This is a genomic window from Natrinema pallidum (assembly GCF_005890195.1).
Taxonomy (GTDB): domain Archaea; phylum Halobacteriota; class Halobacteria; order Halobacteriales; family Natrialbaceae; genus Natrinema; species Natrinema pallidum.
This window is the reverse complement of sequence record NZ_CP040637.1, coordinates 1166641-1184607: the sequence shown is the minus strand read 5'-3', so window position 1 is coordinate 1184607 and position 17967 is coordinate 1166641. Positions and strand designations below refer to the sequence as shown.

General features: G+C 62.9%; 14 protein-coding genes. 4 read left to right on the top strand and 10 right to left on the bottom strand.

Going from position 1 to position 17967, the window contains the following annotated elements:
* Positions 1–47: 47 nt before the first annotated feature.
* Positions 48–257: a ribbon-helix-helix domain-containing protein gene (locus tag FGF80_RS05705; RefSeq protein WP_006186097.1), complete on the bottom strand. Its 210-nt coding sequence runs from the start codon at positions 255–257 to the stop codon at positions 48–50.
* A gap of 155 nt (positions 258–412) precedes the next feature.
* On the opposite strand from FGF80_RS05705, the gene FGF80_RS05700 reads away from it, so the two are divergent.
* Entirely contained in the window at positions 413–742 is a 330-nt protein-coding gene (locus FGF80_RS05700; protein ID WP_006186098.1) for a DUF5789 family protein, read from the top strand.
* Positions 743–812: 70 nt separating this feature from the next.
* Here FGF80_RS05700 and aglJ read toward each other — a convergent pair whose 3' ends face one another.
* The 7 genes from aglJ to FGF80_RS05665 all read right to left on the bottom strand — a co-directional run bounded on the left by aglJ (position 813) and on the right by FGF80_RS05665 (position 9891).
* Complete coding sequence (gene aglJ / locus FGF80_RS05695; protein ID WP_138652738.1) at positions 813–1820, bottom strand: S-layer glycoprotein N-glycosyltransferase AglJ; 1008 nt, start codon at positions 1818–1820, stop codon at positions 813–815.
* 105 nt (positions 1821–1925) lie between these two features.
* Positions 1926–3215, bottom strand: a complete 1290-nt coding sequence (gene aglM, locus FGF80_RS05690; RefSeq protein ID WP_006186100.1) for a UDP-glucose 6-dehydrogenase AglM — start codon at positions 3213–3215, stop codon at positions 1926–1928.
* Between the two features lie 98 nt (positions 3216–3313).
* Positions 3314–4048, bottom strand: a complete 735-nt coding sequence (aglF, locus tag FGF80_RS05685) for a UTP--glucose-1-phosphate uridylyltransferase AglF (RefSeq protein ID WP_006186101.1) — start codon at positions 4046–4048, stop codon at positions 3314–3316.
* A 171-nt stretch (positions 4049–4219) separates the two neighbouring features.
* Positions 4220–5632, bottom strand: a complete 1413-nt coding sequence (locus tag FGF80_RS05680; protein ID WP_175416991.1) for a sulfatase — start codon at positions 5630–5632, stop codon at positions 4220–4222.
* A 91-nt stretch (positions 5633–5723) separates the two neighbouring features.
* Positions 5724–6920: a glycosyltransferase family 61 protein gene (locus FGF80_RS05675; RefSeq protein ID WP_138652734.1), complete on the bottom strand. Its 1197-nt coding sequence runs from the start codon at positions 6918–6920 to the stop codon at positions 5724–5726.
* Between the two features lie 46 nt (positions 6921–6966).
* A complete protein-coding gene (locus FGF80_RS05670; protein WP_138652732.1) occupies positions 6967–8406 on the bottom strand; it encodes an oligosaccharide flippase family protein in 1440 nt (479 codons plus the stop codon).
* Positions 8407–8463: 57 nt separating this feature from the next.
* Positions 8464–9891, bottom strand: coding sequence for a sulfatase-like hydrolase/transferase (locus FGF80_RS05665; protein WP_138652730.1), 1428 nt, complete (start codon positions 9889–9891; stop codon positions 8464–8466).
* 215 nt (positions 9892–10106) lie between these two features.
* On the opposite strand from FGF80_RS05665, the gene FGF80_RS05660 reads away from it, so the two are divergent.
* Positions 10107–11018, top strand: coding sequence for a glycosyltransferase (locus FGF80_RS05660; RefSeq protein WP_138652728.1), 912 nt, complete (start codon positions 10107–10109; stop codon positions 11016–11018).
* A 33-nt stretch (positions 11019–11051) separates the two neighbouring features.
* On the opposite strand, the gene aglG is transcribed toward FGF80_RS05660, so the two are convergent.
* Complete coding sequence (gene aglG / locus FGF80_RS05655) at positions 11052–12005, bottom strand: glucosyl-dolichyl phosphate glucuronosyltransferase (RefSeq protein WP_138652726.1); 954 nt, start codon at positions 12003–12005, stop codon at positions 11052–11054.
* Between the two features lie 166 nt (positions 12006–12171).
* Between aglG and FGF80_RS05650 the strand changes: the two genes are divergently transcribed.
* Both FGF80_RS05650 and FGF80_RS19750 read left to right on the top strand, forming a co-directional pair.
* Positions 12172–15084, top strand: coding sequence for an oligosaccharyl transferase, archaeosortase A system-associated (locus FGF80_RS05650; protein WP_138652724.1), 2913 nt, complete (start codon positions 12172–12174; stop codon positions 15082–15084).
* A gap of 573 nt (positions 15085–15657) precedes the next feature.
* Entirely contained in the window at positions 15658–15792 is a 135-nt protein-coding gene (locus tag FGF80_RS19750; RefSeq protein ID WP_007108947.1) for a DUF7503 family protein, read from the top strand.
* A gap of 71 nt (positions 15793–15863) precedes the next feature.
* Here FGF80_RS19750 and FGF80_RS05645 read toward each other — a convergent pair whose 3' ends face one another.
* On the bottom strand, positions 15864–17939 hold the full coding sequence (locus tag FGF80_RS05645; protein WP_138652722.1) for a hypothetical protein: 2076 nt from the start codon (positions 17937–17939) through the stop codon (positions 15864–15866).
* Between the last annotated feature and the right edge of the window lie 28 nt (positions 17940–17967).

Below are 17967 nucleotides of genomic sequence, written 5' to 3'. Positions count from 1 at the left end.
GTGCAGTGACGTTCAGTTGCTACTATCTGACCCCGTCACGAGAGCGCCTACTCGAGATAGCCCAGTCCGCGGAGTTGCTCGGTGATCTCTTCGAACTCCGCTTCGGTGAGTTCGCCTTCTTTCTGGTGCTGGATGACGATGCTGCGCAACAGGAACCGGACGAGATCGCTCGTGCTCTGAAAGCTCGTCCCTTCGATGGTCTCCTCGACCCGATCCGCGAGGTCCTTCGGGATCGACACTGTGGTGTACTCGGTCATATCCCATACTCCGGCGCGGTGCCCAAAGGAGTGTCGACAGGGTGGCGACGACGCTCGACAGTCGGACGGGTCGGTGCCGACTACGGCGACCGCCGTCCCTCGCCGGTCGCGTCCAAGCCATTTTTATAGTCGGCTCCGTAGCGAGACGTACAGGCATGGGAGTTCGGCCACCATCGAGCGGAGACAACGAGGAACCCGACAGTATCGAGTTCGGCATCGCTGCCGTCGACGCTCATCTCAGGGATGCCGACCTGTCCTTTCCGGCCACGAAAGACGACATCGAGGCCGAACTCGGCCACGAGCGCATCCCCTACGACGTACACGGGAACGACGTGCCGTTGAGCGAGATGCTCGCCGAAGTACCGACGGCGGAGTTCGACTCCCGGCAGGAACTGTTGAACCAACTCCACAAACCGTTCGAGGCGTACCGCCGGAACAACTCGGGCGGCGTCGTCGCGCAGGTCCGCTCCCTGCTCCCGTTCTGAGGACGAGTTCGCGCGCCCGCTCGGTCGGGACGCCGTCGTCACGTTTCTGCGTTTCCGAGCGCCCGCGCACTCACTCGTCGCGCTCGTTGCGAGCGATTCGCTCGAGGCGTCGGCGTTGTTCGCGATGTAAGGTCACGAGCATGTCCGAGAGGACGCCGAACATGAGCAGTTGGACGCCCAGTAGAATCGCGGCGGCCGAGACGAGCGCCATGATCTCGTGGCCCTGCTGGTAGCGGAGCCACTCCCAGAGGACGTAGACCGCGATGAAGCCGCCGGAGACGATCCCGGCCATCCCGAGGCTCCCGAAGTAGAACAGGGGGTTGTTGATCTTCGCCAGCGAGTACAGCGCCAGGAGGATCGTCCCGCCGTCTTTGACCGGGTGCAGGTTGGTCTCGGACTCGTCCGGGCGGGCGCTGTAACTGATCGGCACGACCGTCGTCTCGACGCCGTGTTTGACACACTCGACGGCGAGTTCGGTTTCGATCGTGAACCCGTCCGAATCGAGCGAGAGTCGCCTGAACGAGTCGACGGTAAACGCCCGATAGCCCGAGAGAATATCCTCGTAGTTAGCCCCGTGGACGAACCCGAACGCGCGATTTATCAGCCGATTCCCGACGCCGTTTAGCGCCCGCATCGCGTCGTCGTCCATATCGGCGAATCGGTTCCCGATAACGTGTTCGTAGCCCCGTGCGAGTGGCTCGAGCATCGTATCGGCGTCGGCCGGATCGTACGTGCCGTCGCCGTCGAGCATCACCACGTACGGGACGGTGATGTACTCGAGGGCCTCGCGGACGGCCTGGCCCTTTCCGTCACCGGACTGGACCACCACCTCCGCACCGTGCTCGCGGGCGATCTCACGGGTGCCGTCGCTCGAGTCGCCGTCGACGACGACGACGTTCGTGTACCCCTGATCGTAGAAGCCCTCGATCACGTCCGCGATCGTGGCGGCCTCGTTGAGCGTCGGAATGAGAACGCAGACCTCCTCGGGTGAGATCTCGGTCGCCACCTCCGTGGCGGCAACCGTCTCGCCGCCGTTCGAGTTGACGCTCACGCCCGTGTCGACCGCGTCGTCTTCCATCGGGGAGTAATTCCCCTATCGAACTGCAAAAGGTTACTGATTGCCCACTGTCGGGTTTTTACGGGCAGTACGAGCCGAATTCGCGGGGGGTGGCCCCGAAGCGGGTTACCACGTCAGCCCTTCGTAGACGTCGAGAGCGTCCTCGTCGACATCGATCCGACGCCCGTCGACGACGACCGTGCGGGCCATTCCGTCGAACGAGAGGTCGTCGAACTCCGGCCAATCGGTCGCGATGACGGCACCGTCTACGCCCGCGAGTGCACGCTCGGCCGTGTCGGCGTACTCGATGTCGGGGTAGTCGGGCCGAACGTTCTCGATTGCCACGGGGTCGTACGCGACGACGTCCGCACCGCGCTCGGTCAACTCCGCGATCACGTCGAGCGCACGGGACTTGCGGACGTCGTCGGTACCGGGCTTGAACGACAGCCCTAGCACCGCGATTCGGGCCCCCGACAGGGAGACGTGGTCCGCGAGCAACCCGACGAGCCGTCGCGGTTGCTCGTCGTTGACCGCGACGACCGCATCGAGAAGTTCGGGGTCATACCCCTGCTCGCGAGCGCCGGCCCGCAGGGCGTTGACGTCCTTGGGGAAACAGGAGCCGCCCCAGCCCAGTCCCGACCGCATGAATCGCTCCGAGATCCGCTCGTCGAGCCCGACCGCTTCGAGCACCTCGTAGGCGTCCGCGCCGTACTCCCTGGCGATGTTTCCCAGTTCGTTGACCAGCGAGACCTTCGACGCGAGGAAGGCGTTGTTCGCGTACTTGATGAGTTCGGCCTCGCGGATATCGGTCTCGACGAGGTCCGTCTCGGTTCGCTCGAGGATCGGCGCGTAGAGCTCTCGCAGCGTCGCGGCGGCCTCGTCGTCGGCCGTACCGAAGACGACCTTGTCCGGTTCGAGGAAGTCCCGAACCGCCGTTCCCATCCGGAGGAACTCGGGATTCATCGCGAGCGTGATCCCGTCGCCGATCTCGGTTCCGGACTCCCGCTCGAGGACGGGCCCGACGATGTCTTCGGTCGTCCCGGGGAGAACCGTGCTCTTGACGACGACGAGGTGATCGTCGTCCGTCGCGGCGAGTGCGCGACCGAGCGACTCCGCGCCGGCCTCCATGATCGCGAGGTCGAGACTGCCGTCGGCCGTCTGCGGCGTGGGCAGACAGAGGAACGTGACCTCCGTCTCGCGAACCGCGTCGTACTCCGTCGTCGCGCGGAGCGTCGTTCCCGCGTGTTCCGCGATCCGTTCCGCGAGTCCCGACTCGTGGATCGGGGCCTCGCCGGCGTTTATCGTCTCGACGATCCCCTCGTCGATCTCGACGTTGACGACATCGTGACCGAGATCCGCGAGACAGGCGGCGACGGTGGTACCGACGTAGCCGCTCCCGATGATGGAGACGTTCATGTGGCGTGAGAGGACGGGCGGTGATTAGTCGCTTTTGGGTCGTCCCGAGTCGGTGCTCGACGCGAGGACGAACCCGTCGCTCGAGCGGGAGACGGGGCTTACTGCCCGATCGGTTCGGCTTCCTGCTCCGTGATCCGTTCGTCGGCACGGTCCCGGTCGTCGGGGTAGCCGACATCGATACGCCAGCCGTCCATCCGGATGGCGTCGATGGTCCGGCCGGACTGGATGAGCAAGTCGATCGCGTCCGGCAGTTCGTACTCCCCGCGGTCCGAGGGTTGGACGAGATGACACGCGTGGAAGATCTCGGGCGTGAACGTGTAGAAGCCCGTCATGACGAGGTTCGACGGCGGGTCCTCCGGTTTCTCCATTACCTCGACGATCTCCCCGTACTCGTTGGTGTCGAGCACGCCGTATCTCGAGGCCTCCTCGTAGGGGACCTCCTCGACCAGGAACGCGGCGTCGGCTCGTTCTTCCCGCTGGCGGTTGATCACGTCGCCGAGGTTCGCCCGGAAGACGTTGTCACCGAGCATCAGCATGAAGTCGTCGTCGACGTGCGGTTCGGCCTGGAGGATGGCGTGGGCGAGGCCGTTCTGTTCGCGCTGGTGAGCGTACGTGATCGGAACGCCTTCGTACTCGTCACCGTAGCGCTCGATGATCTTCTCTTTCATGTAACCCACGACGAGGACGAACTCAGTTGCGCCGACCTCGATGAGGTTGTCCATGACGTCCTCGATGAGCGGCTTGCCGTCGACTTCGACGAGGACCTTCGGCTTGTCCTCGGTGAGCGGCCGGAGGCGGGTTCCCTTCCCGGCGGCTAACACGACTGCTTGCATGTGCCAACCGATTACACTTGAACAGTATATGTCTTCGGGGTCGTACCTCCTCACGCTGACCGGTCCGGGCAGTTAGTGATCTGCGGCTCGGGGCCACGACGGCGGCGATTCGTCAAGACTGCATCGACGAATCTATGAGCTGGTCGATCGGTATACGACCGGTCGTTCAAACTACCGTATGTAGCCGAGATCGCTCAGTCGCTGTTCGATCGAATCCGAAACCTGCTGCTGCCCGGAAACGACGGCGGCCGACTCGAGCGAGGCGATGGTTTCCTCGACACGCGTCCGATCGGCGCGGCCGACGACGGACCGCTCTCGGGCGTTCGGAATCGTCATCTGTGCATCGTACTCGCCGTGAAGGGCGTCCTTTCGGACGACTCCGTCCTGGGTCCCATACGTCGCGTGCCACGGTCCGAAGTACGGAGCCCGGTCGGTGTCCTCGAGCGGGAGTTCGGTACCCGGTTCTTGGATGCGGTACGTCGTGGTGAGGACCGGCTCATCGCGTTTGAACGTCCGCTGACATCCCTCGCGTTGTGCGCGTACGACATCGGGGAACTGAGCCAGCGAGACCGGTTCGTCGATCGTCCGACTCCGGTCGCAACCGGGGTGGCTCACGATGAGCGGAACGTGCGTTAACTGCTCGTTGAGTCCGAAGTTATGATCGATCAGTCGGACCGGAGTTCCGAGTTCACACGGCTCTCCGAACCCCTCACCGTGATCGGACGTAATGACGAGTAACGTCTCCGAGAGTGCGTCCCGAGCGCGCAACGCGTCGAGTAACTCACCGACGAGCGCATCGGCCTGACGAATACAGCCGTCGTACAACGATTCGAACGCGCGCAGTTGCCACCACGGTCGGTCACCCAGAAATTCGCGTAGCAGCGGCTCGCTGATCTCCTCGTGCAGTCCGCGGAGCCGTGATCCGCCCCATCGGTCGTAGCGCGGCGCTGGAAGGTACGGATAGTGGGCGTCCATGAGGTTGAGGCACGCTGCCCACGGCTGCGTCTGCTCGTCCGTCCACTCGAGAAACGAGTCGATATGGCGGCGGCTTTCGTCGTGATCGACTGTCGGTCCGCGAATTCGTCTCACTTGATCGCTGACGCCATTTGCTAGCGAGCGAATCGGGCTGTCGCTACCGAGTGCGGCCCTGAGAAACTCCTGCTTCCCAGTCTCGCCGCTCAGCTCGTCGGGCGACAGCGCGTCGGGAAACGGATACGTCGAGGACGAGGGGCCGTCCACATCGTCGAACGAGCGGGCAAGCGAGGATGCTTCGGCGACGACACTATTCGACGTGAACAGCCCCGTCCGGTATCCCGTCTCAGAGAGTTCCTCCCAGATGGTCGTTCCCGGCTCGAGTGCCGCCGCGTGGTCGACTGCGCGGTGTTCGGCGACCTCGTATCCGGTGAACAGGCTGACGTGGCTCGCGATGCTGTGGATGCCGGGCGATCGGGCCTGCGTGTACACCGTCGCCGTCGAGCCGAACGCCTCGAGCGTCGGCGTCGTCTCATTGTGGTGACCATGCAGGCTCGTGTTCGCCGCTCGGACGCTGTCGAGAACGACGAGAAGAACGTTGGGCGAGGGCATGCGAACCTCTCGTTGGGCGGTTGCCATAACGCTACTGGAGCTACCGGTTCGGCGTCGACCCGGATTTGATCATCGGCCATGCGCGGTCACCTCATTCCGTGAGTTGCTCCAGTACAGTTCGCAAGACGTTCAGATCGACGTCGATATCGATCCCGTCGGAGGGACATTCGAGCGATCGATACTCGTGGCCACACAGGTCCGCAAGCCGATAGAACGTCGTGTTCTTCTTTGGTCCGAACAGTTCGACGACGGAGAGATCGCTGCCGAAGAGAACGTTCGTAAGTCCTGCACCGTGTGGTGCAAGGACGATTTCGGCCTCGGAGAACAATTCGATCTGTTCGGTAACCGTGAGCTCTCCGAGGACGTACGATTCGAACCCGAACTCCTCAAGGAGCGGGTCCAATCGAGCGCGATTGCTCACACGCCGTCTGGTCGCGTCCGTCCGCGAAATGAAAATCCGCCGCGAGCTCGAGTCATCGTCCCGGTCGACGGCCTCGAGTCCGCGGTCCCGAAGCCACGTACAGTCCGCTGGAATCGGTTCGGGGTGAGACGTGACGACTAACTGCTCCGCTTCGATGACCTCGTTCGAGAGCGGTTCGACGTCCGCCTCCCAGCCGAGAATCGAGAGCCACTCGCGCATCCAGCCGGACGCTTCCGACGGGATGAAGACGGTCGGTCTCGTTCCCGTCTCGGCCGCGTACTGTTCGAGCGAACGGAGTCGGGGGAGACACTCGACCGTCCAGTGGTAGTAGTTGTTCCAGAGAGGAAGGATCGCACTCGCCCGTTCGACCCGCCGCGTTGGGGCGGGGCCGGAACCGAACAGCGCCGACCGGGTCCGACGAACGCCGTTTTCGGCCGCGAGGGTCCCGATTCCGATCGGGAGCCGACGGGTCGTATTCTCCGGTCGTGCGATCGTATCCGCGATCAGGGCCCCGTTCTCGGTCGTCCCGAGTCCGACCGGGCCGAGCAGTCGACCGTTGGGAAACGACGCGACGAGCGGTGCGGTAAGTGCTTTCATCTCCTTGTTCGCGAACGGCTCACCGATGTGTAAACTCCCTTTTTCGACGATATCCGAGTCCGGCGGCGTCGGATCGACCGTCCACTCGGCTCGGTCGCGAAGTGCTGGCCTCGTGAGTAGCCGTCCCTCCGTCTCGAGCCGGTCGAACCAGCGTTCGACGAACAGATCGGACAGGATCTGATCACGATAGATGAGCGTCTGTGCCTCCGAGATGACCGGCTCGATGCCCGACATCCGGTACTTCCGAAACGCGCGTCGCAGCAGGTTCACGCTGGGGACATCCGGCGACGGTGAGTAATATGTATCGGACTGTGTCTTACCACGGTGTGTCCACGGGGAGGTTTCGGCCGACCGTCGTCCGAAACTGCCTCGAGATGCCGATCAGCGTCAGGAAGTAGACGGCGGCCCCGATCGCAACGAGACAGATCGTTCCGACGGCCGTCCCGAACGGGATCGCCCCCTCGAGTGCAGCAATTGTTGGTTCAGTGATGTGAATGACAACGCCCATCGTGATCGCCGCCAGCCACTGGCGGCCGATTTCCGTAACTGGGACGGAGAACGTAACGAGTCGGGAAAGAAGGAGAAACGACGCACACGTCGCGACGGACACGGTGAGCAACGTCGCGTACGCCGCCCCGATCCAGCCGAACCAGGTGACAAAAGCGACGTTGAGTACGACGTTACTCGCGACGAAAACCGCGTTGACGCGGAACGCCAGATCGGGACGATCGAGCGCATTGAACGTCGTCAGGAGCTGCCGCTGGTAACCGTTGACCAGACAGGCTGCGATCAGGATTCCGAGAACTGCCGTTCCGGTGACGTATTTCGCCCCGTACAGTCGTATCACCCGATCGCCGATGAGTAGCCCACCGATAAATCCGGGGATCAGCATCAGTCCCGCATACGAGAGTGCGTCTTCGATCAAGTGGGTCGTCGAATCGATACCATCGTCCGTCGATAGCTTACTGATTTCCGGAAAGATGGATCGACTGACTGATACGCCGAAGGTATTGAGAAAGGCCGCGACGTTCCACGCGACGGAGTAGGACCCGACGAGTGCGCTGGAGACGAAGACGTTTAGGATGAGGATATCGATCCAGTTGAACGTCCGCGATTGGACCGATCCGAGCCACGAGTACTTCGCGAAGGAACCGATGTTTTCGAAGTGCCGCCTGGCCGGTCGCCGGAACCGGAGCGCCAGCACGGTCGCTCCCAGGACGGCGGCCACGAGGACGCCGGTAGCGAATCCGACGAGCATGCCGACGAGTTCGAACCCAGCGATTACCAACAGAATCTGCAAGAGGCTTCTGCCGCCGACTTTCACCGGGAAGAGCAGTCCGGAGACGTGGACCAGTTGTCTGCCCTCGAGCACGGCCTGGACGATCGAATAGCTGAGGCCAGCAAACAGGAGGAAGACGAGATATTCGGTCACGTCGGCCCCGATGTACGCCGTGACGTGCCCACGAAAGACGAACAACAGGGCTGCCGTAATGACGAACAACGCTCCGATGACGATGACGCCGGCCGTGACGTGTTCGTCGGCATCGGTTCCCTCGCTGACCCGTTTTTTGATCGCCGACGAAATCCCCATGTTTCCGGGCAGCTGTAACCAGGAGAGGAGTCCGATGACGACGTAGTAGATGCCGAGCGTACTCGGATCGACGAGCCGGGCGAAATAGACGACTGCCAGGAAGGAGACGACGTACGCGGCGTTCTTCGCGAGGAAATAGACGAACGACTGTTGACCGAGCCGCATACTGACTCACCTCACCTCCCGCTCGCCGCCGGTCCGAGCTGTGTTCACTGTCATGGGTTATCTGTACCCGAGTTCTTCGAGACGGGTTTCGACGTCGTCCGAGAGGTCGCGTTCGCCGGCCACGACGTTCACTCGCTCGAGCGCGTCGATCGTCGATTCGATCGAATCGCCCGGCGGATCTCGTGACCGCTTGTAGGACGATCGCGGATCGGGGGAGTGAACGGTCATCTCGGTCCCTCGATGATGGACATCCGTCTCGACGCCGTGCTCGACCGGCCGATAGCGGGCGTGCCAGGGACCGAGGTACGGTTCTTGCTCTGCCCGCGGGATCGACAGCGATTCGTCGGGCTTTTCGAGCCGATAACACGTCGTCAGGACCGGCTCGTCGGACACGAACGAGGGAACGCTCTCCCCCTCGAGCGTTCGCTCGACGACCGACGGAAACGCGGCAAGTGAGACGGGGTCAGTGATCGTTTCACCCTTTCGCTGGTTCGGCTGCTTAACGACCAGCGGGACGTGCGTTATTACGTCGTCGATCCCCCAGTTGTGGTCGACGAGTCGCGCGCTCGGCGAGACGACGCTCGGTTCGCCGAACCCTTCACCGTGATCGGCCGTCACGACGACGAGCGTATCGTCGAACGCGCCGCGCTCGCGAAGCCCGGTCAGTAACTCACCGACATGCGCATCGGCCTGTCTGATACAGCCGTCGTACATCGTCTCGAGGACCGCGAGTTGCCACCATGGTCTGTCCTCGAAAAAGCCGGCATTGACCAGCGGACCGTCGGGAACGTCGTCTCGAATCGCCCGGAGTTTCCGACCCCCCCAGCGATCGTACTCGTCGGCCGGAACGTATGGGTAGTGTGCGTCCATCAGGTTGAGACACGCTGCCCACGGCCCGGTCCGATCGTCGACCCACTCGAGCAGTTCGTCCGCGTAGATACCGCCGTGTTCTTTCGAGGGGGCGTGTGCGAGCGACCCGGATTCGGTCAGCCGAGCGAGTCCGTTCCAGATCGACCGGAGCGGCCGGTCGTCACGAAGGCACTCCGCAACGTATTCGACGTAGGACGGGTCTCCCGAGATATCCTGTGGCGAGATCGCCTCGGGGAACGCTTCGATCCGGCGTTTCGGGCCGACGGAATAGTCGAAAAAGTCGGCAAGGTTCGACGATTCACAAACGATCGAGTTCGGGGTGAAGAGTCCGGTTTCGTAGCCGTACTGCTCGGCCAGCGTCTCCCAGATCGTGTGACCCGACTCGAGCGAGACGCCGTGATCGGTCGCTTGGTGTTGTGCGACGGCGTAACCGGTGAACAGACTGACGTGACTGGTGATACTATGTACCCCGGGTGCGCGAGCCTGTGTATACCACGTCGCCCCCTCCGCAAAACGGTCCAGAACAGGCGTCGTCTCGCGGTGATACCCGTGAAGACTGGTGTTCCGGGCACGAACGCTATCGAGAACGATCAAGAGCACGTTCGGAGGGGACATATAGCGGTAAGCATCCTGTTCGACGGGAAAGTATGTATCGGTTCGACGCGTAGCGAGACCCACGAAACCGGCCGAATTGACCTCCGGTGAGTCGTCCACGGTCACTTCGGGGTCGAACGTTCCCGATAGTCCACGGACCGTACTCGGCGTCGTCCCGCCTTCCGGCGACCCTTAGTAACGATGACTTTTTCCGACCATTCACGCGACTAACTCGTATGGCTTCCGTATCGCCCGATCTCTCGGTGATCGTTCCCGTCTACAACGATCCCAGCGGGATCGCGACGACGATCGCGTCATTGCGGTCCCAGTCCCTGCCCGAGGACGAGTACGAACTCTTGATCGTTGACAACGGTTCGTCGGACCGGACGCGAGCGGTCATCACGGACCGCCTCGACGGTGCCGACAACGCGCGGGCGCTGGTCGAGGCCCAGCGACAGGGATCATACGCCGCTCGAAACACCGGCATTCGAGCGTCAGACGGTGATATACTCGCGTTCGTCGACGCGGACATGACCGTTCCGGAGGAGTGGCTCGAGCACGCACTCGAGGCGTTCGACACGGCTGCTACTGATTATATGGGGTGCAACGTCGAACTGACCCTCCCTGACAGCCCGACACTCGCATCACGATACGATCACCACACTGGATTTCCCGTTCCCCAGTACCTCGAGCACCAGCAGTTCGTCCCCACGTGTTGTCTGTTCGTCCGCCGCGAAGTGTTTGCGGATGTCGGACTCTTCGATCACCGACTCGTTTCCGGCGGCGACAAGGAGTTCGGGAACCGGGTTCACGACGCGGGATACGACACGGCGTTTGCCGAGGGCGTCTCGATGGTTCATCCAACGCGAAACTCGCTGTGCGAACTCGTCAGAAAGGACCTGCGCGTGGGTCGTGGTCTCTGTCAACTCCAACGCTATCACCCGGATCGATACGGGACACCCGGCGTTCCGCCACGACCGAGCGGCGTTAAGGCTCCCGACCGGAATCTCCCGCGGACCGATCGCATCGCTTTCAGTGCGCTCTCGACTCTGCTCACCGCCGTTCGCGGAATTGGGTACTATCGGGAATACCTCGCCGACGACCGGGAGAGCAGCCGCGAGCGCGGGCTGCCGACATTCGAAGAGTGACCGGAGGCGTGACGATTGCCCGTGTCTCTCGGTTCAGGCCGTGTTCTCCCGTCCGGAACGCAGACGTGAACGATCGACATCGAACAGTCCGTAGAGGTAGCCGAAGCCGACCGCAGCGGTGAACACGAAGATGGTCACGAGCTGTTGGACCTTCGCACTGGACGGGCGTCGAACGAGATCCGACAGCCGACTCGGGACGAACTCGAGCAGAAGCCGTTGCAGGTATTCGTTTTTGTCTCCCGACGCCTCGGGTAACAACAGGTCCATGATCCGTTTCGAATACCCCTGCCAGAACGAGCGGAACACGAGCCACCGGAAGTCGCCGCGGTAGTCGAACAGCTTGTGGTGAACAACCGCGTCGGTGTTGTAGATCACGCCTTTCCCGTATTGATTCGCCATTCGGATGCACACTGGCGCTTCGTGGGCCTGGATATGGCGGTCTCCCTTGCGACCCGTGTTCTCGTCGTAGCCGCCGACGTTCAGGAACACGTCTCGCCGGAATGAGATGTTCGAGCCGTACGTGTTCCGCAGTTCTTCCATGTGCTCGCCCATGCCGCGCTCGTCACACCCGACGAGCCAGTAGAACTCCGCGGGAAAGAAATCGGGCTTTTCGGTCACCCAGTCGGCGGCGACGTGGCCGCCGACCGCGATCGCGTCCGTCTCGTCGTAGCCGCGAGCCAACTCCGCCACCCAGTCGTCCTCGGCGACGGCGTCGTCGTCGATGAACGCGACGACGTCCCCGGTCGCGATCTTCGCGCCTCGCGTTCGACTGTAGGAAATCCCGTGGTTCTCGTCGTTACAGTGCAGGACGACGTCATCGAGGTCGCCGTAGTCGTCCCGAACGCGCTCGAAAACCGCCTCGTTCCCGTCGACGACTAGGACGATCTCGAGCGGCTCGTAGGTTTGAGCGAGAACGCTGTCGACACACGCCGAAAAGACATCGTAGCGGTCCATCGCGTAGGTACAGACGACGACGGAAACCTTCATTGCCGTCGGATTTCGGTGAGTCGCGAATAAGCTTTTTCGTTCGAACGGGGTCGCCGTGACGGCCACGCCCGGGTGAGACGCGCGATCGAGACGGCTCGAGACCGGAGCTCCAACGGCCGCGTGTATATAATAAGACTTATTCTTGGGTTCGGTCTGGTGCAAGCTAATGAGTACCGACACCGAACGCGTCGAGGACGGGACCGAAACGACCCTCCTCGAGTCGTTCCGAGACTGGTATCACTTCCCCGTTCTGGGGGTCGTGATGCTGTTTATGGTCTGGTTGCGAACCCAGTCGTACGGCCGGTTCGTCACCGAGGACGGAACGCCCGCGCTGGCGGGCATCGACTCGTGGTATCACTGGCGGACGATCAATTGGACGGCCGAGAACTATCCGCACACGATGCCGTACGAGGCCTGGACCGGGTTCCCGACCGGCACCTACGTCGGCCAGTTCGGGACGCTGTTCGACCAACTCATCGTCACCGTGGCGATGATCGTCGGGCTCGGAGATCCGTCGGCTGAAACGCTGTATACGGTCTCACTGCTTTCGATTCCGGTCATGGCCGCGCTCGTCGCGATTCCGGTCTTCTACGCCGGGCGCCGACTCGGTGGGACGATCGGCGGAATCGTCTCCGTGCTGATCCTTGCCCTTTCGCGGGGCCAGTTCCTGAGTCGGTCGACGGTCGGACAACTCGACCACCACGTCGCCGAGGTCCTGTTCATGGGACTCGCGATCCTCGCGATGATGGTCGCGGTCACCGTCGCCGAACGCGAAAAACCGATCTACGAACTCGTCGCCGATCGAGACTGGACCACGCTCCGAACGCCCGCCATCTACAGCGGGCTGGCGGGACTCGCGCTCACGCTCTACATCTGGATCTGGCCGTCCGCGGTCCTACTGATCGGGATCCTCGCGGTGTTCTTTACCGTCCAGCTCTCCCTCGATTACCTCCGCGGGGTCTCGCCGGATCACGTCGCCTTCGTCGGTGCGGTGAGTCTCGGCGTGACCGCCGTGTTGACCGCACTGCTCATCGAAGCACCGGGGAGTACCGGCTCGACGAGTTTCGGTCTCCTCCAGCCCTTGACCGCCGTCCTCGTGGCAGCCGGCTGTGTCTTCATGGCCTGGCTCGCCCGACAGTGGAACGATCGGAACCTCGAGCGACGGTACTATCCCGTCGCGGTCGGTGGGCTCATCGCCGCGACGTTTCTGGTGATGTGGCTCGCCCTTCCCGACCTGTTCGATGCGATTATCGGTAACGCGACGCGGCGGATGGTTCCCTTCGGCGAGGCAACTACCGACACCACCATTCAGGAAGCGTCCCCGCCGGAGAACTTCCTGCCACACACCTTCGCCGAGTTCGGGAGCGCGTTCGTCACGATGGTTGCCGGACTGGCGTTTCTCCTGCTTCGTCCCCTTCTGGGCCGCAAGTTCCGCGCCGAACACACGCTCGTCGTCGTCTGGTCGGTGTTCCTGATCAGCATGGCGGCGACCCAGATCCGCTTCTCGTACTACCTCCTGCTCGCGGTCGCGATCGTCAACGCCGCGTTCGTCGCTGAACTCATCCGGCTCTTCAGTCTGGACCTGACGGGCGGTCTCGAGTCGCTGCGATCGGTCGAGACCTATCAGGTCATCACTATCGCACTGGTCGTCTTGCTCCTGTTTGCCCCGTTGTTGCCGCCGCTGGCAACCGCAACGGCCTGGGGGCAGGCGGAACAGACCGGGCCGCAGTCGAGTTCGATGAAGTGGGAGGGATCGAACGAGTGGCTACAGGAGAACACGCCCGCGGTCGGCAACTACGGCGGTGCGGACAACGCGAGTCAGATCGATTACTACGGCACGTACACCCCTGAAGACGGGGACTACGACTATCCCGAGGGGTCGTACGGGGTCATGTCCTGGTGGGACTACGGCCACCTGGTGACGACCCAGGCCGAACGGATTCCCCACTCGAACCCGTTCCAGCAGAACGCGAAATCGTCGTCAGCGTATCTGACCGCCCAGTCGGAGGAACGAGCGGAACTGATCCTCGACGGGATCGCCGCCGGCGGCTCCGTCGCGGATAAGTCGTCCGCGGAGCTCGAGGCGATCACCGATGGCAACGAGACCGACGAGGAGATTCGGTACGTCATGATCGACGACGAGATGGCCGGCGGGAAGTTCGGGGCGATCACGCAGTGGTCGGGTCCGGATTACGGCACGTACGTCGAGAACCAACCGTTCCAGGTCGGTAACGAAACGGTAGAGGCACCGAGCGTAAACGACAACTACGACAACACGACGATGGCGTCGCTGTACCTCCAAGACGCCGCGCGGATGGAACACTACCGACTCGTTCACGAGAGCGACGAGTATTCCGTCGTCGGTGGGATGCGGGGACGCGGCGGTCTGTTGCCCCGGAACTCGGTCTCGCTCAGAGGCTCCGGCTGGAGTAACCAGACCCAATCGCTCCAGACGCAACTCGCCGCAGCCCGCAGTAACGATCAGGTGTATCAGGGCCTCGGAACCCCGATGTGGGACGCCCACGTCGTCTCGTCGGTGAAGACCTTCGAGCGCGTCGAGGGTGCAACCATCACGGGGAGCATCGACGGCGCGAGCGGAATCGACACCGAGAACGCGACGGTCAGAGCCGGAGTCGAACTCCAGACCGACACCGGCCGAACGTTCACGTACACGCAGCAGGCCGACCCCGCTGCGGACGGGCGCTTCGAACTGACCGTTCCGTACGCGACCGACGACGCACTCGGCGTCGACGACGGCTACACCAACAGCAGCGTCGAAGCCACCGGCAACTACACCATCGGCGCGGTGGTATCGGGCGACGACGGCATGACGCGGTATACCGGCGAGGCGACCGTCTCCGAAACCGCCGTCATCGACGGCGACACGGTCGACGTCAGTCTCGAGGAAGTCGAGACCGCGGAACAGCCCGATGGCAACGAGAGCAACGAAACGTCCGGCAACGAAACCGCCGACGACGGGACCGCGGACTCGAGCGACGCCGGAGCGGCGGACGACGGAACGGCCGAGAACGGAACGGCCGAATCGATCTCCGCGGTTGCGGTCGAGCCAGCCCACTAAGCCGTCGCGAACGGCGCTCGTCGCGACCCGGCGGTCGGTGGGCAACGCACGCGGACGTTCACGAACGCTCGCTCGGTCTCGAGCGAGTCAAGCCCTGTCGTCGCGTCGATCGGTAGCGGCTCCGCAGTGGGGAGACGACGATCTCGTGTATTCTCGAGTCGCCGCTCGGTCGAGTGGCGACATCGTTCCGAGCTGGGGATGGACATCGTCGGGTCACGAATCGAACGCCGTCCGTGCGTGTCGACGTGAGACGGACCGGCGCGATGTCCGATAGTGATCGGTACCGTCGTCCGGCGTTGCGCCGACGAGTTCTCGGTGTGAAATCGTTTCGGTAGCGACCACAGCCACTTCGGTGGCGCTTTTTGGACCACAGGGAGTGGTGTGTTCGGAGAGCGGTACCGACTCGCTCGCCGGGAGACCGTAACGTCGGACCCGATGAGCCATCCCCCGTAGTCGAGGCCCGGCGTGTGACCGGAGTCACCGTCCTGTATCGGATCTCACTTCTGCTATAATAATTCATATAGGTAAGTATTAGATAAATTTATTTCCAACGGCCACAACTGTTGGAATGCAATGTCCGCGAAAGACAGCATGAAGGACTATCTCGCACAGAACCCACGAATGATCGGCGCGCTGTTCACCATGTTCGTCCTGCTCAGCCAGGCCGGAACGGTGGTCGCAGGAAGTTCGTCCCAAATCGGGCCGTAATCAGTCGATTCATCAAAAAGCGTTCGCCGAACGACGCGATACCGACCCGTTTCCTGTTCTTCTGCGATTGATCACTCGAAGATCGGTGACCCGATGCCGTCGTTCCACTGTAGGTCGCTGTCGACCCGAATCGGAACCTCGTTCCAAATAAGATACTCCCTGACAGCGTCCCGATCTGCCCGCGAGAACGACGTTCGACCGGGACTCAAGTGACGGTCCGCGACGGTCGGGAGCGTCGATTCCGTCGCCGTTCCCAGTTTGAACTCCTTGGTCGAATACGATTGGACGGCGAAGTCGAACGGTTCGTCCCCGTCGCGTTCGAGGTCCACGATCATGGGCGCACCGCCGTCGGACTGTGCGATATCCGCCGATCCGTCCCCGACGATCAGGTACTGCTTCCCGAGCGACGAGTGGGTCCGCGCGATTTCGAGCGCGGCCCGGAGCGGGAACCCTCGATTGAGCAACCGAGCCATGGTCTCTCCGGCCTCGACGGCCCGGTCGTTGACGATGTCCGCGTACGTACTGACGCCGCCGAACGCACCCCGACGGGTGAGCGCGAGCCCCTGTTCGTACGACCGACAGGCGTTCAGGAAGAAGACGCCGAGGTCGACCGACTCGAGGGATCGCACGTCGAGTTCACCGTCGGGGCAGCGAAGTCCGTCCTCGGTCGCGTGCCCGATGTAATGGAAGAAGTCGTAGCTGCCATCGGTGAGCAGGTCCGCGAGACGGTCCGTATCGACGCCGAATTCCGAGTGGATCTCGAACGGCAGGGTCTCGCGGTTCCCGTAGACGTCCCCGAGCGCATCGTGTTCGCCGAGCATCCGCGCATCGTTACAGACGAGCAGGATTTCGGTCGACTCGTTTCTGGCGTCGCGTGCGAGCTGATTGCGGTACGCCTCGAGGGTTGCCTTCGAGGCCTGCTGGGGAATGTCGTCGCCGAACCAGGCGTGCTCGACCGATTCGTCCGTGATGTCGGGGACGACGAACGACCGGTCGGGTCGTGACGTCCGTGACGAGTCGCGGGTTCGACTCACGGAACGGACGAGTCCCGCCGCGTTGCCGGGGTCGGGGACCGTTTTGGGCGGCTTTCCACCCACGTCGCGAACGACGCCGAGTTCGTTGACGATGAACGGTAACAGTTCGATGGTGTCCGGCTCCGCCGGGACGTGTGCGGTCAGCGGCCAGCGTGGCATGTGCGACGCCAGTTGGTCGTAGGGAATGTCGAGATACCGGTCGAGTCGCTCCGGGAGGTCCGCCGTGTACATCTCGGCGAGATCGTACGGCAGTTCATCCTCGAGCAGCCGCCGTTCGTGGAGTTCGTACCGGTAGAACCCTTCAGTTCGCGTCAGGCAGTCGAGGAAGAAGAAGCGTTTCAGCAGTCTGGCAACCGCGTCTTCGAACGAGTGCTCGGCCGTCAATGGGTGTTCGAACCGCGGCGTCTCGAGTGTCGGCTCCCGGCCCGGTCGAATCGTTGCCCCGAGGAAGAATCCCAGCGGGGCCGCCTGATAGAGGGCACTGCGTTCGGGTGGCACCGTGAGAATCATGTCGTCGTCCGGTCGATCGACGGTGTCCGGGATCCGGAGTCGATCCCCGAGTTCGATCAGCGGCGGATGGCCACGCAGCGTCGGCCACGTCCGCTCGGGCGATGTCGTCTTCAAAGCGGACGGCAGCGCCGACACGGCCGCCATCATCGATTCGATGTCCGGCGGCGTCGTGATCGTCGCTGCCGGCCGATCGTGCGGCGACCGGGCACCGACTTCGACTTCGGTCGCCTCGTCGAACGTGATCCGGATCGACGTGAGTCCGATATCGATGGTGCCGGCGGCATCGATCCGGCAGTACAGTCTGATCGGGCCGCTCAGCCCGACGAACTGGGTCCGTTCCTCGAGCCGAACCGTCTCTCCGGCGTCGAGGCTCGTTTCGGTTTGCCCGGTGCTGTTGTGAACGGTAACGGAGTACGATTGGTCGAAGACGAGCGCATCCGTTTCGATAGCACACTTCTTGTCGATCGGGAAACGGAACCGATCGGGTTCGAGTACGGCCGGGGAGACGGGCGAGGGCGTCCCGATGCGAAGGCGGCGTTGTTCAATCGAGTCGTATACCTCGAGCCCGGTCTCGTCCGCCGTCTCAGTGAACTCGATCGTCATACCCGGTTATCACTATCGTTATCGGGGG

Bases quoted from the DNA above. Each gene is read 5' to 3' on its own strand.
- FGF80_RS05705 (WP_006186097.1), bottom strand. From the start codon at position 257: ATGACCGAGTACACCACAGTGTCGATCCCGAAGGACCTCGCGGATCGG.
- FGF80_RS05700 (WP_006186098.1), top strand. From the start codon at position 413: ATGGGAGTTCGGCCACCATCGAGCGGAGACAACGAGGAACCCGACAGT.
- aglJ (WP_138652738.1), bottom strand. From the start codon at position 1,820: ATGGAAGACGACGCGGTCGACACGGGCGTGAGCGTCAACTCGAACGGC.
- aglM (WP_006186100.1), bottom strand. From the start codon at position 3,215: ATGAACGTCTCCATCATCGGGAGCGGCTACGTCGGTACCACCGTCGCC.
- aglF (WP_006186101.1), bottom strand. From the start codon at position 4,048: ATGCAAGCAGTCGTGTTAGCCGCCGGGAAGGGAACCCGCCTCCGGCCG.
- FGF80_RS05680 (WP_175416991.1), bottom strand. From the start codon at position 5,632: ATGCCCTCGCCCAACGTTCTTCTCGTCGTTCTCGACAGCGTCCGAGCG.
- FGF80_RS05670 (WP_138652732.1), bottom strand. From the start codon at position 8,406: ATGCGGCTCGGTCAACAGTCGTTCGTCTATTTCCTCGCGAAGAACGCC.
- FGF80_RS05665 (WP_138652730.1), bottom strand. From the start codon at position 9,891: ATGTCCCCTCCGAACGTGCTCTTGATCGTTCTCGATAGCGTTCGTGCC.
- FGF80_RS05660 (WP_138652728.1), top strand. From the start codon at position 10,107: ATGGCTTCCGTATCGCCCGATCTCTCGGTGATCGTTCCCGTCTACAAC.
- aglG (WP_138652726.1), bottom strand. From the start codon at position 12,005: ATGAAGGTTTCCGTCGTCGTCTGTACCTACGCGATGGACCGCTACGAT.
- FGF80_RS05650 (WP_138652724.1), top strand. From the start codon at position 12,172: ATGAGTACCGACACCGAACGCGTCGAGGACGGGACCGAAACGACCCTC.
- FGF80_RS19750 (WP_007108947.1), top strand. From the start codon at position 15,658: ATGTCCGCGAAAGACAGCATGAAGGACTATCTCGCACAGAACCCACGA.
- FGF80_RS05645 (WP_138652722.1), bottom strand. From the start codon at position 17,939: ATGACGATCGAGTTCACTGAGACGGCGGACGAGACCGGGCTCGAGGTA.